This is a genomic window from Rugamonas sp. FW305-51 (assembly GCF_058786935.1).
Genome location: NZ_JBYSZG010000002.1, coordinates 168,069 through 193,609 on the forward strand (window position 1 = coordinate 168,069; position 25,541 = coordinate 193,609).

Below are 25,541 nucleotides of genomic sequence, written 5' to 3' on the forward strand. Positions count from 1 at the left end.
TTTCGTATCGAATTAGTTAAAACCACCTGTCCTGCATATCAAGGGTGGTGGTGTCCAGGCTTTCCAGCAAGACCAGCTGGGCTTCCACCTTGGGCAGTTCCCAGTGGAAGAAGTAGCGGCAGGCTTGCAACTTGCCCCTGTAGAAATCGGCGTCGTCCCCGCTGGCGCCGGGCAGGCGGCTGGCCGCCAGCAAGGCTTGCTGCAGCCAGATCCAGGCCACGACCACGTGGCCGACCGCTTCCAGGTAGGCGCTGGCGTTGGCCAGGGTCTTGTTCATGTCGCCCGCAGCATACAGGGTCTGGGTCACTTGTTCCACCCGCGCCCAGGCCGCTTCCAGGGCGGCCGCGTGGGCCGTCAGGTCCGCCGCCAGCCGTTCCGCCTGCGCTACCGTGAGGTTGGCGCGGTCTTCCCTGGGCACGGCCACGTTGCCGCGTACCTTGCGTACCGTCTTGCGCAGTTCGCCGGCGAAGGACTTGAACAGGGCGCCGTCCTGCAGCGTGACCTTGCGGCCCAGCAGGTCCAGGCCGTGGATGCCGTGCGTGCCTTCGTGAATGGCGTTGAGCCGGTTGTCGCGGTAGAACTGCTCGACATTGTATTCGCGCGTGTAGCCGTAGCCGCCGTGCACCTGGATGGCCAGGCTGTTCGCTTCCACGCACCACTGGGAGGGCCAGCTCTTGGTGATCGGGGTCAGGAAATCGAGCAGACGGCCCGCGTGCTCGCGCGCTCCCGGCGTGTCGGCCGTGCGCTGCTCGTCGACCAGGCGGGCGCTGTACAGCACCAGGCCCAGGCCGCCTTCCACGTACGCCTTTTGCGCCAGCAGCATGCGCCGCACATCCGTGTGCTCGATGATGGGCAGCTGGGGCTGGGACGGATCTTTCTGCGCCGGATGGCGGCCCTGGGGCCGATTGCGGGCGTAGTCCAGCGCGTGCAGGTAGCCGGTGTAGCCGAGCACGGCCGCACCAAGGCCGACGGCGATGCGGGCTTCGTTCATCATATGGAACATGCAGGCCAGGCCCTGGCCCGGCTGTCCCACCAGGTAGCCGATGGCGCCGCCCTTGCCTTCCGGCTTGAACTTCCCTTCGCCGAAATTGAGCAGGCAGTTGCTGGTGCCCCGGTTGCCCATCTTGTGGTTGAGACCGGCCAGCACCACGTCGTTGCGCTCGCCCAGGCTGCCGTCGTCATTGACAAGGAACTTGGGCACGACGAACAGGGAGATGCCTTTGACGCCGGGCACCAGCTTGCCGTCCGGGCCGGGAATCTTGGCCAGCACCAGGTGGACGATGTTGCCGGCCAGGTCGTGCTCGCCGGCCGATATCCACATCTTGTTGCCCGTCAGGCGGTATTGGCGCTCGCCTTCGTCACCGGCCACGGGGTCCGGCTCGGCGCGGGTGGTGATGTCGGACAGGCTGGAGCCGGCTTGCGGTTCGGATAAACACATGGTGCCGAAGAACTTGCCGGCAAACATGGGCTCGACGAAACGCCGCACCTGGCGCGCCGTGCCGTGCTTGAGCAAGGTGTTGGCGTTGCTGATGGTGAGGAAGATATAGGCGGCCGTGCTGACGTTGGCGCCCGTGAAATAGGCGGACAGCACCTTTTCCACCACGGCCGGCAGTTGCATGCCGTCCCGTTCGAAGTCCTGGCCGGCCGCCATCAGGCCGGCGGCGGAAAAGGCGTCGAGTGCGGTCTTCACTTCCGGAATGATCTGCACCCGCAGGCAACCGTCGCCAGCAATGGCGTGCGGTTCCTGCTGGTCGCTCTTCTTGTTGTGGGGCGCGAACAGGTCGGTGGCGATCTGTTCGGCCGTGTCGATGGCCGCGTCGAACGTTTCGCGGTTATGGTCCTGGAAACGGGCGCGTTGACCCAGCGCCTGCGCATCGAGCCATTCGTACAGCATGAACTCGATGTCGCGGCGCGACAAAATCGTGGATTGCATGGCGCAGTGCCTTTATCGGTGAACGGATAACGAAGCTGGATAGCAAATGCGGCAAATACGGCGGATGTGGCCGATAACGCCGATACGAAACGGGCGCCCCGCAAGGCGCCCGTCGAGCCGGATCAGACCACTTCGAACAGGCCGGCAGCACCCTGGCCGCCGCCGATGCACATGGTCACGACCACGTACTTGACGCCGCGGCGCTTGCCTTCGATCAGGGCATGGCCCGTCAGGCGGGCGCCCGACACGCCGTACGGGTGGCCGACGGCAATGGCGCCGCCGTTCACGTTGAGGCGATCCATGGGGATGCCCAGCTTGTCGGCGCAGTACAGCACCTGCACGGCGAATGCTTCGTTCAATTCCCACAGGCCGATGTCGGCCACGGACAGGCCCGCCTGCTTGAGCAGCTTGGGAATGGCGAACACGGGACCGATGCCCATTTCATCGGGCTCGCAGCCGGCCACGGCGAAGCCGCGGAAGATGCCCAGCGGCTGCAAGCCCTTGGCGGCGGCCGTCCTGGCGTTCATCACGACGGCCATTGAAGCGCCGTCCGAGAACTGGCTGGCATTGCCGGCGCTGACCACGCCGCCGGGCACGGCGCTGCGGATCTTGGACACGGCTTCATAGGTGGTGTCGGCGCGGATGCCTTCGTCGGCCGAGATGGTCACTTCACGGCTCAGCAGCATGCCGCTGGCCTTGTCGGCCACGCCCATCACGGTGGTCATCGGCACGATTTCCGCGTTGAACAGGCCGGCGGCCTGGGCGGCGGCGGCGCGCTGCTGGCTTTGCACGCCGTATTCGTCCTGGCGCTCGCGGCTGATGTTGTAGCGCTTGGCCACCGTTTCCGCCGTCTGCAGCATGGGCCAGTAGATTTCCGGCTTGTGCTCGGACAGCCACACTTCCTTGTACATATGCAGGTTCATTTCCTGCTGCACGCAGGAGATCGATTCGACGCCGCCGGCCGCGTAGATGTCGCCTTCGCCGGCGATGATGCGCTGGGCCGCCAGGGCGATGGTCTGCAGGCCCGACGAGCAGAACCGGTTGACCGTCATGCCGCCCGTGGTGACGGGGCAGCCGGCGCGGATGGCGATCTGGCGCGCGATGTTGCCGCCGGTGGCGCCTTCAGGATTGGCGCAGCCCACCAGCACGTCTTCCACTTCACCCGCTTCGATGTTGGCGCGGGCGATGGCCGCCTGCAGCGCGTGGCCGCCCAGGGTGGCGCCGTGCGTCATGTTGAACGCGCCCTTCCACGATTTGGCCAGGGCGGTGCGGGCGGTCGATACGATGACGGCATCTGTCATGTGAGTCTCCTGATGGGTAGTGTTTTTGATCCGCATGCCAACCCCATGGCGGCCGCGGTGTGTACAGCGATAAAAATGAGAATAGCATATTTTAGTACGACCGTTCGCAAATTTTTCCAGCGGGGTGCGCCCGTACTTTTGCGGGGCCACTCATTAACGAATTTCAAGCGCCTCGCCGGTCTTGGAAATATACAAATTGACAACATTATCGTGTCCATGTAATGTCAATCCGCCGTCCCACAGCCCCACCGGAGATTTGTCGTGCCGCTGCGACGAATCACACAGCGTCACCAACCGCGAACCCAGGAGCAAACTCATGCAACTTTCCAATTATCTGTTTTTTACGACGACATGCGAACAGGCGCTGGACTTCTATACCCGCTGCGGACTAGGCCAGGTGACCGATATCCTGCGCTACGGCATGAACGGCATGCCGGTCCATAACGAAGCGATGCGCGGCCGTATCATGCATGCCAGGTTCGAAGGACCCGGGGTGTTGTTCTTTGCCTCGGATAACGATGACGCCGAACCGATGCGCGGCTCCGCCCATATCCTGCAGATGACCGACCGCGCTCTAACGGAGCAGCTCTTCGCCCGCCTGGCACAGGATGGCAACGTCACCACGCCACTGGCCATACAGCCCTGGGGCGACTACTTCGGCAAGTTGACGGACCAGTTTGGCGTGCAGTGGATGCTGAATTGCCCGGTCTAAGTCAGATGTCTCGGTGCCCATAATCTGCCGTCCTGGACATTTCTTTTTTTGTGACAACAATGTCAGATTCGTGTAAGTTTGGTGCAAGTTTGACGTAAGGTTAAGCGTTCAGACTCAGGACAAGCTGACAATGTTGTATCTGGTCGGCTGTAGCACACCACAATAAAACCAGGAGACAAATCATGGCAGTATCAACCGGCACGACCGCCGATCTGCGCAACCAGCCTCCTAAGGCCGGCGCGATCACACCGGAGGAGCGCAAGGTCATCTTTGCATCCTCGCTGGGCACCATTTTCGAATGGTACGACTTTTACCTGTACGGCTCGCTCGCTTCCATCATCGCCAAGCAATTTTTCATCGGCGACCCGACCACCACCTTCATTTTCGCCCTGCTGGCGTTCGCCGCCGGCTTCATCGTGCGCCCGTTCGGCGCACTCGTGTTCGGCCGTCTCGGCGACATGATAGGCCGTAAATACACCTTCCTGATCACTATCCTGATCATGGGTGGCTCCACCTTCATTGTCGGCCTGTTGCCCGGGTATGGCGCAATCGGCATCGCCGCGCCCATCATCCTGGTCTCGCTGCGCATCCTGCAGGGCCTGGCCCTGGGCGGCGAATACGGCGGCGCCGCCACCTACGTGGCCGAACATGCGCCCAACGGCAAGCGCGGCGCCTTCACGTCGTGGATACAGACCACGGCCACGCTGGGCTTCTTCCTGTCGCTGCTGGTGATCCTCGGCACCCGCAAGGCCATCGGCGAAGATGCCTTCAATGCCTGGGGCTGGCGCGTGCCTTTCCTGGTCTCGGTGCTGCTGCTCGGTATCTCCGTGTGGATCCGCCTGTCGATGAATGAATCGCCGGCCTTCGCCAAGATGAAAGCGGAAGGCAAGACCTCGAAAGCACCGCTGAGCGAAGCGTTCGGGCAGTGGCGTAATCTGAAGATCGTGGTGCTGGCCCTGATCGGCCTGACCATGGGCCAGGCTGTCGTGTGGTACACGGGCCAGTTCTACGCCCTGTTCTTCATGCAGCAGACGCTCAAGATCGACATCGTCAACGCCACCCTGATGATCGCCGTGGCGCTGGCGCTGGCCACCCCGTTCTTCATCTTCTTCGGCAGCCTGTCGGACCGCGTGGGCCGCAAGTACATCATCCTGGGCGGCTGCCTGCTGGCCTCGGCCACTTACTTCCCCCTGTTCGGCGCGCTGACCCACTACGGCAATCCGGCGCTGGAAACGGCACTGAAGAACTCGCCCGTGACGGTGGTGGCCGATCCCGCCTCCTGCCACTTCCAGTTCAACCTGACGGGCCAGAAGAAGTTCCCGTCCTCGTGCGACATCGCCACCGGCCTGCTGTCGAACAGCTCGGTCGCCTACACCAAGGTCGATGCGCCGGCCGGCAGCGTTGCCATCATCAAGGTGGGCGACAAGGAAATCGCGTCGTTTAACGCCGTCATGACGCCGGACGGCCTGAACTTCGACGCCGACAGCAAGAAGGCCGAAGCGGCCCTGAAAAAAGATGCGGCCGCCGCCGTCAAGGCCGCCGGCTATCCCGCCAAGGCCGACGAAGACCAGATCAACCGTCCGATGATGGTGCTGATCCTGTTCATCCTGGTGCTGTACGTGACCATGGTCTACGGCCCCATCGCCGCCATGCTGGTGGAAATGTTCCCCACCCGCATACGCTACACGTCGATGTCGCTGCCCTACCACATCGGCAACGGCTGGTTCGGCGGCCTGCTGCCGACCACGGCGTTCGCGCTGGTGGCGTTCAAAGGCGACATCTACTACGGCCTGTGGTATCCGATCGTCATCTCGCTGGTCACTGTCGTAATCGGTACCCTGTTCGTCAAGGAAACCCGCGACAACGACATCTACGCGGGCGACTGAGCTTCTACCTCGTCATCAAGCAAATAGCCGCCAGCGATGGCGGCTATTTTTTTCGTCCCATCGCTCAGGCGACGGCCGGCGCGTCCGCGCCGTATTCCAGCTGCTGCTGGCGGAACGCCTCCGCGATGCAGCGGCGCAGCGGCTCGTCTTCCCACGGCTTGGTGAAGAAGCGGTAGATGGCGCCACGGTTGATGGCGTCGATCACCGATTCGAGGTCGGCATAGCCGGACAGGATCATCCGTATCGTCTCCGGGTACAGATCCTTGACCTTGGCCAGGAACTCCGTGCCGCTCATTTCCGGCATGCGCTGGTCCGACAGCACCACCTGCACCTCGTTGACGGCCAGCAGGGCCAGCGCTTCGGCCGCCGACGTGGCCAGCAGCAGCTTGTAGCCTTCGGCCCGCAGCGAGCGCGCCAGCGAGCGCACGATGTTCGGTTCATCGTCCAGTATCAGCAAGGTGCGCTGGCTGCGGTCGGCCGGCAGCAGCAGGCGCTTGCCGTCCGTCAGCAACTGGGCGAAGGCATCGCCCGAGAGGGCCTTGCTGAAGTGGCTGCCCTGCATCTGGTCGCACTGGCGCCGCCGCAGGTAGTTCATCTGCCCTTCCGTCTCCACGCCTTCCGCAATCACGGTGATGTGCAGGCTGTGCGCCAGGCTGATCACGGCGTTGCAGATGGCCGCGTCGTCGGGCGAGGTGGTGACGTCGCGCACGAAGGAGCGGTCTATCTTCAGATGGCTGATGGGGAAGCGCTTAAGGTAGGACAAGGAGGAATAGCCGGTGCCGAAGTCGTCCAGCGTGACCCCGACGCCCATCTGCTCCAGCTGGCGCAGGATGGCGACGGCCGCTTCCACGTCGTGCATGACGGCGCTTTCCGTCATTTCCAGTTCCAGCATGCGCGCCGTCAGGCCGTTGGCCGTCAGGGCCTTGCGCACCACCTCCACCAGTCCCGGCTGGTGGAACTGGCGCGCCGACAGGTTGATGGCCACGGTGGGCACGGCCAGCCCCGCCGTGCGCCAGCGGGCCAGCTGCGCGCAGACATGGCCGATGGCCCACTCGCCCAGCGGCAGCACCAGCCCCGTTTCCTCGGCCAGGCGGATGAATTCGTTGGGCGCCACCATGCCGCGGGTGGGATGGCGCCAGCGCAGCAACGCTTCCGCGCCCGTGATGGCGCCGTTCACCAGGCTCACCTGGGGCTGGTAATGCATCAGCAACTCACCCTTTTCCAGCGCCTGGCGCAGGTCGGCCTCCATGGCGAAGCGGGCCGCCATGCGCGCATTCATGGCCGGCGCGTAGTAGCGGAAAGTATTGCCGCCCTGGCCCTTGGCGTCCTGCATGGCCAGGTCGGCCAGGCGCAACAGGGCGCTGGCATCGGCGCCGTCGTCCGGGAACACGCTGATGCCGATCGAGGCCAGCGGCCTGACCTGGGCCGGTCCGCTCGGCAGCGGTTCGCCCAGCCGGGCCACGATGGCGGCGGCGACGGCGGCGGCATCGGCGCCCGCATCCAGGTCCTGCAGCAGGACGACAAACTCGTCGTTGCCGGGACGGGCCACCAGGTTGCCCTCGCCCGCCGCGCGCTCGAGCAGCTGCGCCACTTCGGCCAGCATGGTGTCGCCCACCTTGTACCCCAGGTTGTCGTTCACTTCCTTGAAGCGGTCCAGGTCCACGTACAGGGCCGCCAGCCGCTTGCCGCTGGCCTGGGCGCCGGCGGCCATCTGCGCCAGCTTTTCCTCCAGCGTGGCGCGGTTGGGCAAGCCGGTCAGCTCGTCGTAGTTGGCGCGCCGTTCCAGTAACTGCTCGGCACGCTGGCGGGCGGCCAGCTCGCGATAACGCTCCAGGCCGGTGGCCAGCGCGTGACTGATTTCCTGCAGCAGGGCCACTTCCTCGTCGTTGCAGGGGCTGGCGTCGCCGGCGTAGACGGTCAGCACGCCCAGCACTTCGCCGCCGCTCAACAGCGGTACGGCGATGCAGCTGACCAGGTTGCGCATCAGCAGCGCGCCGCGCCAGGTGGCGAAGGCGGGCGTATCGGCCATGTCGCGCACCACCTGCGGCTTTTTCAGGAGGATGGCGCCGCCGCAGGCCGCATGGCGGCGCAAGTCCTGGCCCCAGCTCAGGTCCAGGCTCTCGATGAAGTCGCGGTCGCTGCCGGCGTGGGCGGCCAGTTCGATGCTGTGGCCGGCATCCTGGCGGGCGTAGCCTATCCAGGCCGCTTTGTAGCCGCCCGCGTCGACCAGGCCGCCGCAGAAGGCGGCCAGCATGGCCTGCTCGCTGGCGCTGCCGGCCAGCGCCTGGTTGCAGGCCGCGTGCAGCACGGCGGAGCGCTCCAGCAAGGCGATGCGCACTTCCTGTTCGTGCCGGACTTGTGAATTGTGGCGGGCGTCCAACATCAGGTCGTTGACGGCGACCACCAGCACGTCGAATTCATTCTTGCTGTCCGGGACCAGGCGCGACGGCATCTTGCCTTCCGCGATGTCGCGCGCGAAGGCGATACAGTCGGCCAGCGTGCGGTACATGCCGCGGGCGATGCTGTAGGCCAGCACCATGCCCAGCGTCAGGGCCAGTGCCGGCGCCAGCACCAGCACCACCTTGGACAGGGCGCGCAGCTGGCGCAGGCTCGCTTCCGTACCGGCGCTGGCGTCGCTGGCGTGCTGGGTCAGCGTGGCCAGGCGGGCGGCCAGCTTGTCCGGCGGGCCGCTGTCGTAGGTGAGCAAGCCGATATCGATCGCTTCCTGCTTGAGCGCATCGGTGGCCAGGGAGGCGGCGCTGCGCATGTTGTTGCGCACCTCTTCCTGGGCGGACTTCAGGCCCGCCGGCGTGGCGCCGGCGCCGGCCAGCGCGGCGCTGCTGCGCAAGGCCAGCTCGACGATGCGGGCGTCCTGGTCCAGATAGACACCCATGGTCGCCGCCATGCGCTCGTGCACCAGCAGCGACGCCAGGGCCGCCAGCAAGGCCGGCAGCACCAGCGCGGAAAAACAGAGGAGTAACCGGGCCCGCAGGCTGAGCCGGTTGATGTCGTTGCGGGGGTTAGCGGCGGCGGCCATGGTGCCAGACTCTCATGCGGACTTGTCCTCAAGGGTAGGTGGAAGCGGTGCGTCTGTGGCCAGTCTTACATGGTTTTCAAGGTGGGACAATGGGACGTGGGCCGTCTCTGCCGTTTTTTTCCGGTTGTTTTAACATGGCAACACTTTTGATATGGTAGCTGCGCCGCGGCGGCTCGAATGGGCCAGTGCGCAACCGCAGCCCGACGCCGGGATGATGGCTGGCAGTGATGCCTGGCATAGTGGCCAGGACGAAGCAAGGTCCCCGGGGCGGGAACCGGCCGGAACGGCACAGGTAGCCGTTCCGGAGCGGGCCGCCCTTGGCGGCGGCCCGTATTTCAAGTTCAGCCGTTGAAGGTCTTGCCTTCCGCGGCCAAGCGCTGCAGCAGCGGCGCCGGTTTCCACGCTTCGCCGTGGTGACCACGGGCATACTTTTCGATGGCCGCCAGCACGTTGGGCAAACCCACCGTGTCGGCATAGAACATGGGGCCGCCGCGGAACAGGGGGAAGCCGTAGCCGGTCAGGTAGACCATATCGATGTCGGAGGCGCGCATGGCGATGCCCTCTTCCAGGATCAGGGCCGCTTCATTGACCATCGCAAACACCAGGCGCTCGACGATTTCCTGGTCGCTGATCTTGCGGCGCGCCACGCCGATATCGGCCGAGTGCTTGACGATCATGTCGTTGACCACGTCCGAAGGGTAAGCCTTGCGATCGCCCGCCTTGTAGTCATACCAGCCGGCGCCTGTCTTCTGGCCGAACCGGCCCAGCTCGCACAACAGGTCGGCGGTCTTCGAGTAGCTGATCTCGGGCGATTCCACGTAGCGGCGCTTGCGGATGTACCAGCCAATGTCGTTGCCGGCCAGGTCGCCCATGCGGAACGGGCCCATGGCGAAGCCGAACTTCTCGACTGCCTTGTCGACCTGCTCCGGCAAACAGCCCTCTTCCAGCAGGAAGCCGGCCTGGCGGCTGTATTGTTCGATCATGCGGTTGCCGATGAAGCCATCGCACACGCCGGACACGACGCCCGTCTTCTTCAATTTTTTCGACAGGGCCAGCCCCGTGGCCAGCACGTCCTTGCCGGTCTTGGCGCCGCGCACGATCTCGAGCAGCTTCATCACGTTGGCCGGGCTGAAGAAGTGCAGGCCGATCACGTCCTGCGGACGCTGGGTGAAGCCGGCGATCTTATCCACGTCCAGCGTCGAGGTGTTGCTGGCCAGGATGGCGCCCTGCTTCATCACCTCATCGAGCTTGCGGAACACGGTTTCCTTCACGCCCATGTCCTCGAACACGGCTTCGACCACGATGTCGGCCTGGCCGATGTCCGCATACGACAGGGTGCCGCTCAGCAGGGCCATGCGCTGGTCGAACTTCTCCTGCGTCAGCTTGCCCTTCTTCATGGTGTTTTCGTAATTCTTGCGGATGGTGGCCATGCCCTTGTCCAGCGCTTCCTGCTTCGTTTCCAGCAGCGTGACGGGAATGCCGGCGTTGAGGAAGTTCATCGCAATGCCGCCACCCATGGTGCCGGCGCCGATCACGGCCGCCGCCTTGATGGCGCGTACCGGCGTGTCGGCTGGCACGTCCGGCACCTTGCTGCACTGGCGCTCGCCGATGAAGGCGTGGCGCAGCGACTTCGATTCCGTGGTCTGGATCAGGTGCAGGAAGCGCTCGCGCTCGAATTTCAAGCCATCCTCGAACTTCCTGTCGACGGCAGCGCCCACCGTTTCCACGCACTCGAGCGGCGCCGGGAACGGGCCGGACATGGCCTTCACCGTGTTGCGCGAGAACTGCAGGAAGGCTTCGTGGTTCGGGTAGTCGACCTTGCGGTCGCGCACTTTGGGCAGCGGACGCACGTCGGCCACCTTGCCGGCGAAGGCCACGGCCGCGCCCAGCAGGTCGGCATCGGCCGCCAGCACCTCATCGAACAGGGCCGTCTTGGCCAGCTTGTCGGACAGGACGGGGGTGCCGGATACGATCATGTTCAGCGCCATTTCCAGGCCCAGCACGCGCGGCAGGCGCTGCGTGCCGCCGGCGCCGGGCAGCAGGCCCAGCTTCACTTCCGGCAGGGCGATCTGCGCACCCGGCATGGCCACGCGGTAGTGGCAACCGAGGGCCAGCTCCAGCCCGCCCCCCATGCAGACGGTGTGGATGGCGGCCACCACCGGCTTGGTGGCGTTTTCGATCGTAGCGATCAGCGTATGCAGGCTCGGTTCGGCCAGCGCCTTGGGCGAATTGAATTCCTTGATGTCGGCGCCGCCGGAGAAGGCCTTGCCGGCGCCCGTGATGACGATGGCCTTGACGGCGTCGTCGGCCAGCGCCTGCTTGATGCCGGCGACGGCGGCCGTGCGCGTGGCCAGGCCCAGGCCGTTGACCGGCGGATTGTTCAGGGTAATGACGGCAACGGAACCGTTGACTTGATATTCGGCGGTCATGTCTCTTCCTAGTTGTAGTGGTAAGGGGCTTGCTGCGGAAAATCTAACTATACCGCAGAAAAGAACGGTCGTATTATTTTTTTGTAGCGGGCGCAAGGCAATGGCGGAATTGTAAAGCCGGTGCGGTCTGAACGTATAATCAACATTGCCTTATTGGCGCTGGCAACACTGTGCCCGCGCCACCACAATCACACTCGACAAGGGACAACGATGGCCATTTTAATACTGGGACTGGTGCTGTTTTTGGGCGTGCACTCCGTGCGCATCGTGGCCGACGACTGGCGCAGCGCCATGCGCGCCAGGCTGGGAGAAGCCAGGTGGAAGGTGTTCTACAGCCTGCTGTCGCTGGCGGGGCTGATCCTGATCGTGTGGGGTTTCGGCATGGCGCGCCAGCAGCCGGTGGTGCTGTGGACGCCGCCGCTGGCCATGCGCCACGTGGCCGGCCTGCTGACGGCCGTGGCGTTTATCCTGCTGACGGCCAAGGACATCCCGCGCAACGCCATCAAGGCCCGCGTCCACCATCCCATGCTATTGGGCGTGAAAGTTTGGGCCCTGGCCCATTTGCTGGCCAACGGCAAGTTGCATGACGTGGTGCTGTTCGGCAGTTTCCTGGTGTGGGCCATTCTCTGCTTCCGGGCCGCGCGCCGGCGCGACGATGCCGAAGGGACGGTGTATCTGGCCGGCACGACGGCAGCGACCGTGACGACGGTGGTGGCCGGCCTGGCCGGCTGGGCAGCCTTCGCCTTCCTGCTGCACGGCTGGCTGATCGGCGTGCGGCCGTATTGATGCCGCATTGATGCCGTATTGAATCGCGGTCCACCCCGGCCTTCCGTGCCTGGCCGGGGTGTGGTTACCGCGCCGCAGGCCTTACACCGTGGGCAACTTGTGGTCTTTGTAGTGTTCGCGCAACTTGTTCTTTTGCACCTTGCCGGTCGCGCCCAGCGGCAGCGTATCGGCGAATACGACGTCGTCGGGCGTCCACCACTTGGCAATCTTGCCTTCATAAAACGCCAGCAATTCCTCGCGGCTGACATCCTGGCCCGGGCGGCGCACCACGATCAATAGCGGTCGCTCGTCCCATTTGGGATGGTAGACGCCGATGCAGGCTGCCTGCATGACGGCCGGATGGGCCATGGCGATGTTTTCCAGGTCTATCGTGCCTATCCATTCACCGCCGGACTTGATCACGTCCTTGCTGCGGTCCGTGATCTGCATGTAGCCGTCGGGGTCGATGGTGGCCACGTCGCCGGTGGGGAACCAGCCATCCTGCAGCACATTGCCGCCCTCACCCTTGAAATAGCTGCTGATGATCCACGGCCCCTTGACCAGCAAGTGGCCGTAACCGACGCCATCCCACGGCAACTCCTTGCCATCGTCGTCGACGATCTTCATGTCGACGCCGAAGATGGCATGCCCCTGTTTCTGCAAGATCTTGCGCTGCTCCTCCTTGGGCAAGTCCTTGTGCTTGCTCGACAGCACGCAAGCCGTACCCAGCGGCGACATCTCCGTCATGCCCCAGGCATGCACCACTTCGACCCCGAATTCGTCGATCAGGGTGTTCATCATGGCCGGCGGGCAGGCCGAGCCGCCGATCACGGTGCGGCGGAAAGTGGAAAACTTCAGTTTGTTCTGCAAGGCATGATTGATCAGGCCCAGCCAGACGGTGGGTACGCCGGCCGACATGGTCACGCCCTCGCTCTCGAACAACTCGTACAGCGACTTGCCATCCAGCGCCGGGCCGGGGAACACCATCTTGGCCCCCGTCAGCGGCACCGAATACGGCAAGCCCCAGGCATTGACGTGGAACATGGGCACCACCGGCAGCACCGTGTCGTGCGAAGTGACGTTGAGCGCGTTCGGCAAGGCCGACGCGTAGGCATGCAGCACGGTGGAGCGGTGCGAATAGAGCGCGCCCTTGGGATTGCCCGTGGTACCGGACGTGTAGCACAGCGTGGCGGCCGAATTTTCATCGAACTGCGGCCAAGTGTAGTCATCCGAATGGGAATTGATCAGATCTTCATAGCACATCAGGTTGGGCACCTTGCTGTCGGCCGGCATGTGGGCGCGGTCGGACATCAGGATATAGCCCTTGATCATCTTGCAATGGGCGGCCATGGCCTCGATGGCGGGCAGGAAGGTCAGGTCGAACAGCAGGTACTGGTCTTCCGCGTGATTGACGATGTACGCCACCTGCTCCGGGTGCAAGCGCGGATTGATGGTGTGCAGGACGGCGCCGGAACCGGACACGGCATAATAGGCTTCCAGATGGCGGTAGCCGTTCCAGGCCAGGGTAGCCACCCGTTCACCCATTTTCACGCCCAGGCCCTGCAGCGCATTGGCCAGGCGGCGCGCGCGCTGGTGGCATTCGCGGAAGGTGTAGCGGTGCAGGTCGCCCTCCACCCGGCGCGACACGATCTCGCTGCCGCCATTGTGGCGTGAGGCAAATTCGACAATACTGGAAATCAGCAGGGGCTGGTTCATCATTTGCCCCATGACGGGGCTTTGCGGATAGGACATCGACACTCCTGGAGCGGTTGGCGTTGCGGTCAAGTTTGGAACGCCCGTGCGAAATCCGTCAACATTTTTCAATGTTGCATTGCAATAAACAACGGAGCAGCTTGCCTGTTATCCGTTACCGAGTGTAACCGCCATGTCTTTTGCCTGTTTGCCCCAATAGAATCGGCGCAGTGGGGTAAAATCCGACAGCCTGCGTCCGAGCAGGCATACTTATCCTGACCAACGACTGGAACGACCATTACTGCCGCCAAACTGCCGCTGGACAACTCATTTGCGTCCTTGCCACCCGCCTTCTACACGCGGCTGATGCCTACCCCGCTGCCCGCCCCTTACCTGGTCGGCGTGAGCGAAGCGGCCGCCGCGCTGGTCGGACTTGACCCTGCGCAGCTGGCCCGGCCCGACTACGTCGAACTGTTGACGGGCAATCTGGTGCCGGAACAGGCCCAGCCGCTGGCGGCCGTCTATTCCGGCCACCAGTTCGGCGTCTGGGCCGGCCAGCTCGGCGACGGCCGCGCCATCTTGCTGGGCAACATGGACAGTGCCGCCGGTCCCATGGAGCTGCAATGGAAAGGCGCCGGCTTGACGCCCTATTCCCGCATGGGCGACGGCCGTGCCGTACTGCGCTCCTCGATCCGCGAATTCCTTTGTTCGGAAGCGATGCATGCGCTGGGCATTCCCACTTCGCGCGCCTTGTCGGTGACCGGATCGGACCAGGGCGTGATGCGCGAAACCCCGGAAACGGCTGCCGTCGTGGTGCGTATGGCGCCTACTTTCGTTCGCTTTGGCTCGTTCGAACACTGGTTCTACCAGAACAAGCCGGACCAGCTGAAACAATTGGCCGACTATGTGATCGACCGTTTTTATTCTCAGTTGCGCGAGGCTGCCAACCCTTACCAGGCTTTGCTGGAAGAAGTAACGCGCCGCACGGCGCACATGATCGCCCAATGGCAGGCTGTCGGCTTCATGCATGGGGTGATGAACACCGACAATATGTCCATCCTGGGCCAGACCCTGGACTATGGCCCGTTCGGCTTCATGGAAGCGTTCGACGCCCAGCACATCTGCAACCACACCGACCAGCAAGGGCGCTATTCCTACGCCATGCAGCCGCAGATCGGCCACTGGAACTGCTATGCGCTGGGCCAGGCCCTGCTGCCGCTGATCGGCGAAGTGGAGGCGGCCCAGGCGGCGCTGGATGTCTACCAGCCCGCGTTTGCCGCCAGCATCGGCGCCCTGCTGCGCGCCAAGCTTGGCCTGCGCGCCGAGCACGACAGCGACCAGGCCCTGTTTGACGCCATGTTCACGCTAATGCAAGAGAACAGCGTCGATTTCACCCAGTTCTTCCGTACCCTGGGCCAGCTCAAGGTGGACGACCCGGGCGCCGACGCGCCGCTGCGCGACCTGTTCCTGGAGCGCCCCGCCTTTGACGCCTGGGCCGCCCGCTACCGCGCGCGCCTGCGCACGGAAGCGAGCCTGGATGCCGCGCGCAAGGTGGCCATGGACGCTGTCAACCCCAAGTACGTTTTGCGCAACTATCTTGCGCAGCTAGCCATTGAAAAGGCGCAAAATAAGGACTTTACTGAAGTGGCACGCTTGATGAAAGTTTTGCAGCGCCCGTTCGACGAACAGCCTGAGCATGAACAATATGCCGCCTTGCCGCCCGATTGGGCAAGCCATCTTGAAGTGAGCTGTTCTTCCTGAGGAATATCATGACCGATAAAGTACACAAGAGCGAGGCCGAATGGCGCGCCCAGCTGGATCCGATGCAGTTCGAAGTGACGCGCCACGCGGCCACCGAGCGCGCCTTCAGCGGCCAGTTCTGGGACCATCACGAAGCCGGCATCTATACCTGCGTGTGCTGCAACACGCCGCTGTTCCGCTCCGACGCCAAGTTCGATTCCGGCTGCGGCTGGCCCAGTTACTTCGAGGCGCTGGACCCGGCGAACGTGACGGAGAAAGTGGACCGCTCCCATGGTATGCTGCGCACCGAAATTCTTTGCGCCGTCTGCGATGCGCACCTGGGCCATGTTTTCCCCGATGGCCCGCCGCCCACCGGACTGCGCTACTGCATCAATTCCGCCTCGCTGCGGTTTGACCCCGAAGCTTGATCCACCGACCACGACCCTAAGACCATGAAATTCCTGTTCGACTTCCTGCCGCTGCTGATGTTCTTTGCCGCCTACAAACTGGCCGGCAACAACGCCGATGCGGCGCAAACCTTCATCAACACCCACCTGAGCGCCCTGGTCTCCGGCGGCGTGGTCACGGCGGCACAGTCCCCCATTATTATCGCCACCCTGATCGGCATCCTGGCCACCATGGGCCAGATTGCCTATATCAAACTGCGCGGGCGTAAAGTCGACTTCGTGCTGTGGTTGTCCTTATTCATGTTTATTTTCTTCGGCGGCCTGACCATCTACTTCCACGACGATAACTTCATCAAATGGAAGCTGACCATCGTTTATTGGTGCTTCGCCATTGGCCTGATGGTTTCCCAGCTGGCATTCAAGAAGAACCTGATGCGCAAATCGATGGAACACATCATTCATTTGCCGGACATCATCTGGAACCGGATTAACCTGGCGTGGATCTGTTTCTTTGTGGCCATGGGCTTTTTGAATCTGTTTGTCGCCTTTGTGCTGTTCAAGGGCGATACCGGCGCATGGGTCAGCTTCAAGGCCTTCGGTTCCACCTCCATCATGTTCGTCTTTATCGTTGGCCAGACGCTGTATCTGTCCAAACACATGAAGGATGAAGCATGAGCGATCCGCGCCTCGATAAGATCCGTACCCTGCTGCAGGCGGCGCTGGCGCCGGTGGAAATCGACGTCGGCGACGAGTCGGCCCTGCATGCCGGGCATGCCGGCGCCGCCTCCGGTGGCGGCCATTACACGGTGCGTATAGTGTCGCCCCGTTTCGAAGGTGTCAAACTCGTCATGCGACATCGACTCGTGTATGATTCCGTGCACGATATGATGCATAAAGAAATTCATGCATTGGCCATTACCGCATTGGCACCGTCCGAAGTATGATGTAGCGCAAGGTATAGGGAAGACATAGAATAGTCGTGAAACAAAATGACACAATGACGGTCTGACCTAAACCAACTACTTTTAGCTTAAACTTTCCCTTTACAGGAATTAATAATGACTTTCAAGCCAGCCCGTTTGCTGATTGCACTTCTCGCCGTTGCTGCCGTACCTGCTTTTGCTCAAAACATCGCTGTCGTCAATGGCAAGGCTATTCCCACCTCCCGCGTCGACGCCGTCGTCAAGCAAGTGGTAGCGCAAGGCCAGCAGCAAGATTCCCCGCAGCTGCGTGAACTGATCAAGAAAGACCTGATCGGTCGCGAAGTCATGATGCAGGAAGCGGAAAAGCAAGGTTTTGCCAAGGATGCGAACGTCAAGCAGCAATTGGAAAACGCCCGCCAGGCCATCATCATCAACGCCCTGGTCGGCGACTTCGTGAAGAAGAACCCCGTGTCGGACGCCGATATCAAGGCCGAATACGACCGCTTCACCAAACAAGCCGGCGACAAGGAATACCACGTGCGTCACATCCTGCTGGGCACGGAAGCTGAAGCGAACGACGTGATCGCCAAGCTGAAAGCCGGCGGCAAGTTCGAAGACCTGGCCAAGAATTCGAAAGACACCGGCTCCGCCGGCAGCGGCGGCGACCTGGACTGGGCTACCCCATCGTCCTTCCCGCCTGCCTTCTCGGACGCCTTCGTGGGTCTGCAGAAAGGTCAGTTCACCGACAAGCCGGTGCAGACCCCGAACGGTTTCCACGTGATCAAGGTGGACGACATCCGTCCAGCCAAGCTGCCTACCCTGGAAGAAGTGAAGCCGCAGATCGCCGAAGCGCTGACCCAGAAGAAACTGCAAGCTTACCAACAAGAAATGGTCAAGAAAGCAAAGATTCAGTAATATAGCTGTGACCGGCGCCCACTGGGCGCCGGTTTTAGTTCTGCGTTCAACAATGCGCACTGCCCGCCAGGCGCGATCTCTTGTTTTTTTATAGGATGTGATAATGATTTTGAAGCCAGCTCGCCTGTTGTTAGCCCTGATCGCTGTTGTAGCAGCTCCGGCATTCGCGCAGAACGCCGCCACCGTCAACGGCAAGGCCATTCCCGCCGCGCGCGTTGAACAGATCGTCAAGCAAGTGGTGGCCCAGGGTCAGCAGACCGATTCGCCACAGCTGCGCGAAGCCATCAAGAAAGACCTGATCGGCCGCGAAGTGCTGATCCAGGAAGCGGACAAGCAAGGCTTCGGCACCCACGCCGACGTCAAGGCCGCCATCGAAAACGCGCGCCAGAGCATCATCATCAATGCCATGCTGGCCGACTACGTGAAGAAGAACCCCGTCAAGGATGCCGACATCAAGGCCGAATACGACAAGTACAAGGCTGCCATGGGCGAGAAGGAATACCATTCCCGCCACATCCTGGTCGGCACGGAAGCGGAAGCCAAGGACATCATCGCCAAGCTGAAGGCCGGCGGCAAGTTCGAAGAACTGGCCAAGGTGTCGAAAGACGGTTCGGCCAACAACGGCGGCGACCTGGGCTGGATGACTCCTGCCAAGCTGGTCAAGCCATTCGCCGATGCCATGGTGGCGCTGAAGAACGGCCAGACCACCGACACCCCCGTCAAGACGGAATTCGGCTACCACGTGATCAAGCTGGAAGAATCGCGTCCTGTGAAGCTGCCGGCGCTGGAAGAAGTCAAAGGCCAGGTCGCCGAGTCGCTGCAGCAGCGTAAGATCGCCGCCTACCGCGACGAGCTGATGAAGAAAGCCAAGATCCAGTAAGACTGGCTGCAACACCCCGGCAATAAAAGAAAGCGCTTCTCATTAAAGCGCTTTTTTCATGGCCGGTCGCTATTTGAAGTCCTCGGCCACCAGATTGTATTTCTGCATCTTGTGATACAGGGTCTGCTTGGGCAGGCCCAGCGTCAGGCACGCTTCGGCTACGTTGCCGGCGTAGTTGCGCAGTTCCTGCTCGATCAGGGCCCGCTCGAAACGGCTCACCTGTTCCGGCAAGGCCAGCGGCACGGCAGGTGGCGCCGCCAGCAAGCCGTCGGCGCCGCTGGACAGGCCCAGCACGAAGCGGTCGGCGATGTTGCGCAGCTCGCGTACATTGCCGGGCCAGGTGTGCGCCATCAAGCGCTGCATCAGGACGCCGGGCATGACAGGCACTTCGCGCTTGTAGCGGGCCGCGGCGCCCAGCACGAAATGCTCGAACAGCAAGGGAATGTCTTCGCGCCGCTCGCGCAGGGGCGGCAGATGCAGCACAATCAGGTTGAGGCGGTAATACAGGTCGCTGCGGAATTTTTGCTGGTCCGACAGTTCCTTCAGGTCGACCTTGGTGGCCGCAATGATGCGCACGTCGACCGGCACCGGCTGATTCGAGCCCAGCCGCTCCACATAGCGCTCCTGCAATACCCGCAGCAGCTTGACCTGCATGGCCAGCGGCAGGCTTTCCACCTCGTCCAGGAACAGGGAGCCGCGGTCGGCGTGTTCGATCTTGCCGATCTGGCGTTTGGCCGCGCCCGTGAAAGCGCCCGGTTCGTGCCCGAACACCTCGCTTTCGAAGATATTTTCCGGTATCGCCCCGCAATTGATGGCGACAAAATGGTGCTTGTGGCGGATGCTGTGCTGATGCAGGCTGCGCGCCACCATTTCCTTGCCGGTACCCGTCTCGCCAAAGACCAGCACATCGGCCGGCTCGTCGGCCAGGTCCAGGATCAGGCGCCGCAGCTCGCGCATGGCGGGCGAATCGCCCAGCAAGGTCGCCTCGATGCCCGCGCTTTGCTCCAGCCTGCGGCGCAGGCTGTGCACTTCCAGCATCAAGCTGCGGGTGGCCAACGCGCGTTGCACTACCTCCACCAGTTGTTCGGACGAATACGGCTTGGCGATGAAATCGTAGGCGCCATCGCGCATGGCCTGCACGGCCATCGTGATGTCGCCGTGGCCGGTGACGAGGATCACCGGCAATTCCGGATCGACGGCCTTGGCGGCCGTCAGCAACTCGAGTCCGCTCATGCCGGGCAGTTTGACGTCGGTCACGACGATGCCGGGAAAGTGCGGCGCCAACGCCTTCAGGGCCGGCTCGGCGGAGGCAAAGCCTTGCACGTCCAGCCCGGCCAACTGCAAGGCTTGCACACTACCGGCGCGCACCGTGGCGTCATCTTCCACCAACAACACACGCAAACTATCTGTCATTCCCCGCTCCTTGCTCTGAAACCGGCAGCTCAACGGTAAATTCCGCGCCGCCACCGGGCGCCGGACCGGCTCTCAATATACCACCGAACTCCACCACAATCCGCTCGGAGATGGCCAGGCCCAGCCCCAGTCCGGCCCCCTGCTCCTTGGTGGTGAAGAACGGCTCAAACAAGTGCTCGCGCACGTCATCCGGTATGCCCGGCCCCGTATCGGCGACGACGACCAGCACCCGGGCGCCTTGGCGGTCTATGGTGACCGTCAGCTGGCGGTCAGGCATGCCACCCATGGCATCGAGCGCATTGTTGAACAGGTTGACCAGCACCTGTTCCAGGCGGTTGCCTTCGCACAAGGCATAGGCATCGGCATAACGCACTTGCAGACGGAAATCGACGCGCTCCTGTTCCAGCCGGCGTTCGACCAGGAACAGGGCGTTGGCGACTGCCGCCTGGAGCGCAACGGGCGCCGGGCTGCCCGCTGACTTGCGCGAAAATGCCTTCAGTTGCCCCGTAATCGTCCCCATTTGCCCGACAATCTGGGAAATAATGCCGAGGTTGGCCTTGGCATCGTCGATCCGGCCGCGGTCCAGCAGCACGGCAGCGTTGTCGGACATGGTGCGCAAGGCCGTCAGCGGCTGGTTCAGCTCATGGGTAATGCCGGCCGACATTTGCCCCAGGACGGCCATCTTGCCGGCCTGGACCAGTTCGTTCTGGGTCACCCGCAACTGGTCCTCGGCCCACTGGCGCACAGCAATTTCCTCGCTCAGGCTGCGCGTCATCTGTTTCAGGTTGTAGGTGCGTTCGGCCACCATCAATTCCAGGTTGGCGTAGGCATGCTGCAAGTCTTCCTTGGCCTTGAGCTTGAGCCTGAGGCTGCGCCGGCGCTGGCGTACATATAAATACAGCACGACCAGGAAGCCTTGCAGCAGGCAAGCCAGCAAAAACGCAGTCTGGGCGTTCGACCGGGCCGGACTCAAGTCCGACAGGTAGATAAATTCCCAGTGTCGGGGAGTCAGGGCCAGACTCTGGCTCAACATACGGCGCGCCGTACCCGGCCTGCCATTGGAGGCGGCCGCGTGGACGGTCGCAAATTGCAGTCCATCCCGGCCTACCGGCGTGTAGCGGATGTCGAGTGGCGTCAGTGCATGGGAATAGTACTGCCGGGTAGCCGCCAGCTCGCGCTGCACGGCGGCCGACAAGGGCGCGAGCGTCGTGTATTTCCAGGCCGGTACGGAGGTCAGGAAGATCACCCCATTCTCGTCGCATAGCAACACTTTGTCCGCGCCCTGGCTCCACGCCTTTTCCAGTTTTTCGATATTGACCTTGACGGTCGCCACGCCCAGCATGCGGCCATTGTGAAATATGCCATGGGCGAAAAAGTAGCCCGGCTCGCGCAAGCTGGTGCCGACACCATAGAATCCGGCCGGCTTGCCGCGCAAGGCATCGCGAACATAGGGGCGAAAAGCGACGTTATCACCGACAAAGGTGCCGGGTTCCCGCCAATTGCTGGCGGCCAGGGTGATTCCCCGTAAATTGCTGACGTAAATGGTGGTCGACCCCGCCTGGATATTCAAGCGTTCCAGATGCTGATTGACGGCCAACTGCAGGTCCGCATTGTCGGGCTTCTGCAACAAATCGATCACATCATCGCTCAACTCCAGCGTGCTCGGAAGAAAGTCGTACTTGCCGAGCAGGTTGTCCAGGCTGCTGGCGTACACATCCAGCCGTTGCGCGCCGTTGACGCGCAAGCGCTCGATGGTGATACGTTCGGCCCACAGGTAGGCCAGCCAGGCCAGCACCAGGCCCACGGCGACGACTGCGCCCCACCAGACGATGGTGCGGCCGGTCCAGCGCCGCCGGGCGGAGCGCTCCGGGCCGGGCGATTCAGTTGTTACCGCTTCGGGCATAGTGCTTTCTTCAAGATTCAGGGCGGAGCACATTACGTTCGTCACGCAACTGCGCCGCCAGTGCCGCCACAGGCGGCACACCTGGCATCAGAAGACGTGTCGCATGCCCAGATTGACGCCGGTGGGACCCGAGCCGGAACCGGTAGCATTACCGATCTTGAAGCTCGCGCCGTTGCGGTTGTTGACGTGACCGTAGGCAGTATACAGGTCAGTACGGGCAGAGAGGGAATAAAGGTAGGCCACGGCATACTGGCGCGCGTCGCGGCCGGCGCCGGAATCATCCTGATGGTACACCATCGAAGCGACCACTTTATTGGCCGCAAAGCGCACGGTGCCGCCCACCAGCGTGTCCTTGCTGCCCACGCCAGCCAGATCGCGGTTACGGGCATGGGCCACGTGTCCCGTGAAGCCGTTGGCGAACATGTAACGGGCCGTCAGGACCGTGTTGCGGCTATGGGCGGTGGCCGTACCGTTCTCACGCTGATGGTGGGCCAGGACCACCGTCAGCGGGCCCTCGCCGTAGGTCGCGCTGGCGCCCAGCGTGCGGTTGGCTGCCGTGTCGCCGGCCACCTCGCCGGCGCCATAGGCCAGTTCACCGGACCAGCCTTGCAGCTTGGGCGAGGCATAGCTCACCATGTTGTCGACACGGGTGTTGGCGGCGAAGATGTTGGTGGCCGTGCCTGCCAGACCGTCGCAGAACGGATCAGCAACATCGCGCATCGTCTTGTAAAACGGCGAGTACTGACGACCCAGCGCCACGGCGCCGAAGCTGCCGGACAGGCCGGCCCAGGCTTGGCGGCCAAACAGCAGGCCACCCTGCCCGGCCGCGCCGGTATCGATGCTGTAGCCATTTTCAACGACAAAATTGGCGGCCAGACCGTTGCCCAGGTCTTCCTTGCCCTTGAATCCCAGGCGCGAACCGGAGGCGACACCGCTGCTGACGTTGTTGACGCTGCCGGCAGGGCCGCCGCGTTCCAGTACCAGGCCGGCATCGGCCACGCCGTAAATCGTGACGTTCGATTGCGCCATGGCCAGGCCCGATACCATGCTCAGGGCCGCTGCGGTGAAGGTTGCCGATTTGATTGCTGCTTTCATTTGTAATCTCCGATTAGTCTTATGTAGTTGTTATGCGCTGCGAATTTGTGCTGCTGCCACGTTCAGGTCGCTGGCTTGCTGCGGGTCGTGCAATGCCCCTTCCCACTTGGCCACAACGGCAGTGGCGACGGCATTGCCGACGGCGTTGGTGGCCGAACGGCCCATGTCGAGGAACTGGTCGATGCCCATTAACAGCAGCAAGCCCGCTTCCGGGATGTGGAACTGGTTGAGGGTGGCGGCGATCACCACCAGCGATGCGCGCGGCACGCCGGCCATGCCCTTGGAGGTCAGCATGAGCAGCAACAGCATCGTGATCTGGGTGCCGATGGACAGATCGATGCCATACGCCTGGGAAATGAACAGCACGGCGAACGTGCAGTACATCATCGAGCCATCCAGATTGAAGGAGTAGCCCATGGGCAAGACGAAGCTGGAAATCTTGCGTTGCACGCCGAATTTATCGAGCGCATCGAGCAGCTTGGGGTAAGCCGCTTCCGAGCTGGCCGTGGAGAAGGCCAGCAGGAACGGTTCTTTGATCAGGCCGATCAGCGTGAACACGCGGCGGCCGATGAAGGCGAAACCACCGGCGATCAGCAGTACCCACAGGCAGAACAGGCCCAGATAGAAACCGCCCATGAACTTGGCGAACGTGCCCAGGATGGCCAGGCCGTTGGTGGTAACGACGGATGCCATGGCGGCAAACACTGCCAGAGGCGCCAGTTTCATGATGCTGCCGGTGATGCGCAGCATGACTTGCGCCAGCTGGTCGATCACGGCCGTCAGCTTGCGGCCGGCGTCGCCCATGGCGCCCAGGGCGCTGCCGAAGAAGATGGCAAATACCAGGACCTGCAGGATTTCATTGTTGGCCATTGCCTCGATCGGCGACTTGGGCACCATATGGGCGACGAAGTCTTTCAAGGTGAATGCCGCCGTCTTCAAACCGGTCGACGCATCGACTGCCGGCAATGGCAGGCCCAGATGCGCGCCCAATTGGAAGAAATTCGACAGCACCATGCCCAGCGTCAGCGACACCAGCGAGGCAATAATGAACCAGCTCATGGCTTTGGCGCCGATACGGCCTGCGGCCTTGCCGTCGCCCATATGGGCAATACCGATCGTCAGCGTGGAAAAGACCAGCAACGAGATAATCATTTTAATCAGGCGCAGAAATACGTCCGTCGCAATCGAAATATGCGCGGCGATGTCTGTAGTGACTTTTTGATCGAGGAAAGTTTCGTGGCATGCATAACCCACCAGAATACCTAGCACCATCGCAATCAGAATATAGATGGTTAACGGGCGTTTTTGTTTCATGTTGTTCCTCCAGCCTATGAATTGAAGTGGGCGTCTTGGGCCTGCTCCGTTGTTATCGAGGGCGACTAATGACTCAGTCTGGTGGGGGTAATAGCAATCGCCGTGCCTGCTGCAAAAATAAATCGCCGCAGCGCTAAGTCATTGTTTTGCTGGGATTAAATTCTTGTCATACCGTGCCAGCGGCGGCGGCGCGTATGAATAGTTGGAAAGCAGCCGGTGGGTCTGTATGAGAAGTTGGAAACGCCCTGCTCCGCGCTCCGGCGGCTTGCCACGGGCATAGCCAAGCACGCCAGAATTTGGCGCAAAAAGACCAGAAACGAGCATGAGAGGCGCGGCGAACGGTTGCCGGCAAGCGGCCAACCGGGCCGGGCCAGCTTGCCGACAGCGTCCCGGGCGCTTCCGAGGGGGGCGCGGCCGCTTCCTGAGTGGCCACTACACAAGTCGCTTATACTTCACTCCCGCGCCCGGACATTCCGTTCCCGGCCGACATCTGTGCGGAGTGCCATGAGCCAGACCATGCTGGATAGAATCAAGGAAACACTGACCGCCATCGCGGAACCCGGGCGTGCGGAACCGATGCGTGCATATATGCGCAATCAGTTCCCATTCATCGGGATTCCCACCCCGTTACGACGCAAGGCCTTGCGTCCATTATTCAAGGAATTGAAAGGCGGCGATGCCGGCCAGTTAATGGCGCTGGCCCGGCAATTATGGGCATTGCCGGAACGGGAATATCAATATGCGGCACTGGACCTGCTGGCTTCGCGGCATAAGGATTTGGATATTCAGGATATTCCCGCATTACTGTCATTGGCGCAGGAAAAATCCTGGTGGGACAGCGTGGATGGACTGGCCTCGATAATCGGCGATATACTCGCCGGCCGGCATGATGGCATGGACGCCGCATTAATCAGCCCCAATATGTGGCTGCGCAGGATCGCCATGCTGCATCAATTGGGCTGGCGCGACAACACCGACACTGCCCGGCTGTTTGCCTATGCGCGTACGCTGGCGCCGGAACAGGAATTCTTTATCCAAAAAGCGATCGGCTGGGCTTTACGGGATTATGCGCACCATAATCCGCAAGCCGTCCGCGATTTTCTGCGAGCGGAAAAAGACCGGCTGGCGCCGCTCAGCTATCGCGAAGCGAACAAGCACATCCGGGCTGGATGACCGCACCCTGCCGTCATCCGGCA

The 25,541-nt window shown here is 62.5% G+C and carries 20 protein-coding genes; 10 read left to right on the forward strand and 10 right to left on the reverse strand.

Annotated elements, in window-relative coordinates:
* Nucleotides 1-16 precede the first annotated feature (16 nt).
* The 3 genes from AC3WOS_RS02015 to AC3WOS_RS02025 all read right to left on the reverse strand — a co-directional run bounded on the left by AC3WOS_RS02015 (nucleotide 17) and on the right by AC3WOS_RS02025 (nucleotide 3,552).
* Nucleotides 17-1,933: an acyl-CoA dehydrogenase gene (locus AC3WOS_RS02015; RefSeq protein ID WP_492714153.1), complete on the reverse strand. Its 1,917-nt coding sequence runs from the start codon at nucleotides 1,931-1,933 to the stop codon at nucleotides 17-19.
* Between the two features lie 122 nt (nucleotides 1,934-2,055).
* Nucleotides 2,056-3,234: an acetyl-CoA C-acyltransferase gene (locus AC3WOS_RS02020; RefSeq protein WP_492714154.1), complete on the reverse strand. Its 1,179-nt coding sequence runs from the start codon at nucleotides 3,232-3,234 to the stop codon at nucleotides 2,056-2,058.
* Nucleotides 3,235-3,387: 153 nt separating this feature from the next.
* Complete coding sequence (locus AC3WOS_RS02025) at nucleotides 3,388-3,552, reverse strand: hypothetical protein (RefSeq protein ID WP_492714155.1); 165 nt, start codon at nucleotides 3,550-3,552, stop codon at nucleotides 3,388-3,390.
* Here AC3WOS_RS02025 and AC3WOS_RS02030 point away from each other — a divergent pair.
* Nucleotides 3,551-3,946, forward strand: coding sequence for a VOC family protein (locus AC3WOS_RS02030; protein WP_492714156.1), 396 nt, complete (start codon nucleotides 3,551-3,553; stop codon nucleotides 3,944-3,946). The genes AC3WOS_RS02025 and AC3WOS_RS02030 overlap by 2 nt on opposite strands.
* A gap of 182 nt (nucleotides 3,947-4,128) precedes the next feature.
* A complete protein-coding gene (locus tag AC3WOS_RS02035; RefSeq protein ID WP_492714157.1) occupies nucleotides 4,129-5,832 on the forward strand; it encodes an MFS transporter in 1,704 nt (567 codons plus the stop codon).
* 64 nt (nucleotides 5,833-5,896) lie between these two features.
* Here AC3WOS_RS02035 and AC3WOS_RS02040 read toward each other — a convergent pair whose 3' ends face one another.
* Together AC3WOS_RS02040 and AC3WOS_RS02045 are read right to left on the reverse strand one after the other, a co-directional pair.
* Nucleotides 5,897-8,869, reverse strand: a complete 2,973-nt coding sequence (locus AC3WOS_RS02040) for an EAL domain-containing protein (RefSeq protein ID WP_492714158.1) — start codon at nucleotides 8,867-8,869, stop codon at nucleotides 5,897-5,899.
* A gap of 341 nt (nucleotides 8,870-9,210) precedes the next feature.
* Nucleotides 9,211-11,298, reverse strand: coding sequence for a 3-hydroxyacyl-CoA dehydrogenase NAD-binding domain-containing protein (locus AC3WOS_RS02045; protein ID WP_492714159.1), 2,088 nt, complete (start codon nucleotides 11,296-11,298; stop codon nucleotides 9,211-9,213).
* Between the two features lie 210 nt (nucleotides 11,299-11,508).
* On the opposite strand from AC3WOS_RS02045, the gene AC3WOS_RS02050 reads away from it, so the two are divergent.
* Nucleotides 11,509-12,084, forward strand: coding sequence for an NnrU family protein (locus AC3WOS_RS02050; protein ID WP_492714160.1), 576 nt, complete (start codon nucleotides 11,509-11,511; stop codon nucleotides 12,082-12,084).
* A gap of 81 nt (nucleotides 12,085-12,165) precedes the next feature.
* On the opposite strand, the gene AC3WOS_RS02055 is transcribed toward AC3WOS_RS02050, so the two are convergent.
* Entirely contained in the window at nucleotides 12,166-13,815 is a 1,650-nt protein-coding gene (locus AC3WOS_RS02055) for a 3-(methylthio)propionyl-CoA ligase (RefSeq protein ID WP_492714161.1), read from the reverse strand.
* 306 nt (nucleotides 13,816-14,121) lie between these two features.
* On the opposite strand from AC3WOS_RS02055, the gene AC3WOS_RS02060 reads away from it, so the two are divergent.
* From AC3WOS_RS02060 to AC3WOS_RS02085, 6 genes are all read left to right on the forward strand, one after another.
* The gene (locus AC3WOS_RS02060) at nucleotides 14,122-15,516 is read left to right on the forward strand and encodes a protein adenylyltransferase SelO (protein WP_492714162.1); all 1,395 of its coding nucleotides are present in this window, start codon (nucleotides 14,122-14,124) and stop codon (nucleotides 15,514-15,516) included.
* 8 nt (nucleotides 15,517-15,524) lie between these two features.
* Nucleotides 15,525-15,923 carry a peptide-methionine (R)-S-oxide reductase MsrB gene (gene msrB, locus AC3WOS_RS02065; protein WP_492714163.1) on the forward strand — a complete coding sequence of 133 codons (399 nt, stop codon included), beginning with the start codon at nucleotides 15,525-15,527 and terminating at the stop codon, nucleotides 15,921-15,923.
* A 24-nt stretch (nucleotides 15,924-15,947) separates the two neighbouring features.
* Nucleotides 15,948-16,577, forward strand: coding sequence for a septation protein A (locus AC3WOS_RS02070; protein ID WP_492714164.1), 630 nt, complete (start codon nucleotides 15,948-15,950; stop codon nucleotides 16,575-16,577).
* Nucleotides 16,574-16,846, forward strand: a complete 273-nt coding sequence (locus AC3WOS_RS02075) for a BolA family protein (RefSeq protein ID WP_492714165.1) — start codon at nucleotides 16,574-16,576, stop codon at nucleotides 16,844-16,846. The genes AC3WOS_RS02070 and AC3WOS_RS02075 overlap by 4 nt, the downstream gene beginning before the upstream one ends.
* Nucleotides 16,847-16,960: 114 nt before the next feature.
* Complete coding sequence (locus AC3WOS_RS02080; protein ID WP_492714166.1) at nucleotides 16,961-17,740, forward strand: peptidylprolyl isomerase; 780 nt, start codon at nucleotides 16,961-16,963, stop codon at nucleotides 17,738-17,740.
* Nucleotides 17,741-17,843: 103 nt separating this feature from the next.
* Nucleotides 17,844-18,620 carry a peptidylprolyl isomerase gene (locus tag AC3WOS_RS02085; protein WP_492714167.1) on the forward strand — a complete coding sequence of 259 codons (777 nt, stop codon included), beginning with the start codon at nucleotides 17,844-17,846 and terminating at the stop codon, nucleotides 18,618-18,620.
* 69 nt (nucleotides 18,621-18,689) lie between these two features.
* Here the strand turns inward: AC3WOS_RS02085 and AC3WOS_RS02090 are convergent, their stop codons facing one another.
* From AC3WOS_RS02090 to AC3WOS_RS02105, 4 genes are all read right to left on the reverse strand, one after another.
* The gene (locus tag AC3WOS_RS02090) at nucleotides 18,690-20,033 is read right to left on the reverse strand and encodes a sigma-54-dependent transcriptional regulator (RefSeq protein WP_492714168.1); all 1,344 of its coding nucleotides are present in this window, start codon (nucleotides 20,031-20,033) and stop codon (nucleotides 18,690-18,692) included.
* The gene (locus AC3WOS_RS02095; RefSeq protein ID WP_492714169.1) at nucleotides 20,023-21,936 is read right to left on the reverse strand and encodes a sensor histidine kinase; all 1,914 of its coding nucleotides are present in this window, start codon (nucleotides 21,934-21,936) and stop codon (nucleotides 20,023-20,025) included. Before AC3WOS_RS02095 ends, AC3WOS_RS02090 begins: the two co-directional genes overlap by 11 nt.
* Nucleotides 21,937-22,023: 87 nt before the next feature.
* Nucleotides 22,024-23,019 (reverse strand): porin, encoded by a 996-nt coding sequence (locus AC3WOS_RS02100; RefSeq protein WP_492714252.1) that lies wholly within the window; start codon nucleotides 23,017-23,019, stop codon nucleotides 22,024-22,026.
* Nucleotides 23,020-23,061: 42 nt separating this feature from the next.
* Complete coding sequence (locus AC3WOS_RS02105; RefSeq protein WP_492714170.1) at nucleotides 23,062-24,345, reverse strand: dicarboxylate/amino acid:cation symporter; 1,284 nt, start codon at nucleotides 24,343-24,345, stop codon at nucleotides 23,062-23,064.
* Nucleotides 24,346-24,849: 504 nt separating this feature from the next.
* On the opposite strand from AC3WOS_RS02105, the gene AC3WOS_RS02110 reads away from it, so the two are divergent.
* Nucleotides 24,850-25,518: a DNA alkylation repair protein gene (locus AC3WOS_RS02110; RefSeq protein WP_492714171.1), complete on the forward strand. Its 669-nt coding sequence runs from the start codon at nucleotides 24,850-24,852 to the stop codon at nucleotides 25,516-25,518.
* Nucleotides 25,519-25,541: the final 23 nt, after the last annotated feature.

Excerpts from the sequence above, each read along its gene's own strand:
- AC3WOS_RS02015 (WP_492714153.1), bottom strand. The coding sequence starts at position 1,933 with ATGCAATCCACGATTTTGTCGCGCCGCGACATCGAGTTCATGCTGTAC.
- AC3WOS_RS02020 (WP_492714154.1), bottom strand. The coding sequence starts at position 3,234 with ATGACAGATGCCGTCATCGTATCGACCGCCCGCACCGCCCTGGCCAAA.
- AC3WOS_RS02030 (WP_492714156.1), top strand. The coding sequence starts at position 3,551 with ATGCAACTTTCCAATTATCTGTTTTTTACGACGACATGCGAACAGGCG.
- AC3WOS_RS02025 (WP_492714155.1), bottom strand. The coding sequence starts at position 3,552 with ATGAGTTTGCTCCTGGGTTCGCGGTTGGTGACGCTGTGTGATTCGTCG.
- AC3WOS_RS02035 (WP_492714157.1), top strand. The coding sequence starts at position 4,129 with ATGGCAGTATCAACCGGCACGACCGCCGATCTGCGCAACCAGCCTCCT.
- AC3WOS_RS02040 (WP_492714158.1), bottom strand. The coding sequence starts at position 8,869 with ATGGCCGCCGCCGCTAACCCCCGCAACGACATCAACCGGCTCAGCCTG.
- AC3WOS_RS02045 (WP_492714159.1), bottom strand. The coding sequence starts at position 11,298 with ATGACCGCCGAATATCAAGTCAACGGTTCCGTTGCCGTCATTACCCTG.
- AC3WOS_RS02050 (WP_492714160.1), top strand. The coding sequence starts at position 11,509 with ATGGCCATTTTAATACTGGGACTGGTGCTGTTTTTGGGCGTGCACTCC.
- AC3WOS_RS02055 (WP_492714161.1), bottom strand. The coding sequence starts at position 13,815 with ATGTCCTATCCGCAAAGCCCCGTCATGGGGCAAATGATGAACCAGCCC.
- AC3WOS_RS02060 (WP_492714162.1), top strand. The coding sequence starts at position 14,122 with ATGCCTACCCCGCTGCCCGCCCCTTACCTGGTCGGCGTGAGCGAAGCG.
- msrB (WP_492714163.1), top strand. The coding sequence starts at position 15,525 with ATGACCGATAAAGTACACAAGAGCGAGGCCGAATGGCGCGCCCAGCTG.
- AC3WOS_RS02070 (WP_492714164.1), top strand. The coding sequence starts at position 15,948 with ATGAAATTCCTGTTCGACTTCCTGCCGCTGCTGATGTTCTTTGCCGCC.
- AC3WOS_RS02075 (WP_492714165.1), top strand. The coding sequence starts at position 16,574 with ATGAGCGATCCGCGCCTCGATAAGATCCGTACCCTGCTGCAGGCGGCG.
- AC3WOS_RS02080 (WP_492714166.1), top strand. The coding sequence starts at position 16,961 with ATGACTTTCAAGCCAGCCCGTTTGCTGATTGCACTTCTCGCCGTTGCT.
- AC3WOS_RS02085 (WP_492714167.1), top strand. The coding sequence starts at position 17,844 with ATGATTTTGAAGCCAGCTCGCCTGTTGTTAGCCCTGATCGCTGTTGTA.
- AC3WOS_RS02090 (WP_492714168.1), bottom strand. The coding sequence starts at position 20,033 with ATGACAGATAGTTTGCGTGTGTTGTTGGTGGAAGATGACGCCACGGTG.
- AC3WOS_RS02095 (WP_492714169.1), bottom strand. The coding sequence starts at position 21,936 with ATGCCCGAAGCGGTAACAACTGAATCGCCCGGCCCGGAGCGCTCCGCC.
- AC3WOS_RS02105 (WP_492714170.1), bottom strand. The coding sequence starts at position 24,345 with ATGAAACAAAAACGCCCGTTAACCATCTATATTCTGATTGCGATGGTG.
- AC3WOS_RS02110 (WP_492714171.1), top strand. The coding sequence starts at position 24,850 with ATGAGCCAGACCATGCTGGATAGAATCAAGGAAACACTGACCGCCATC.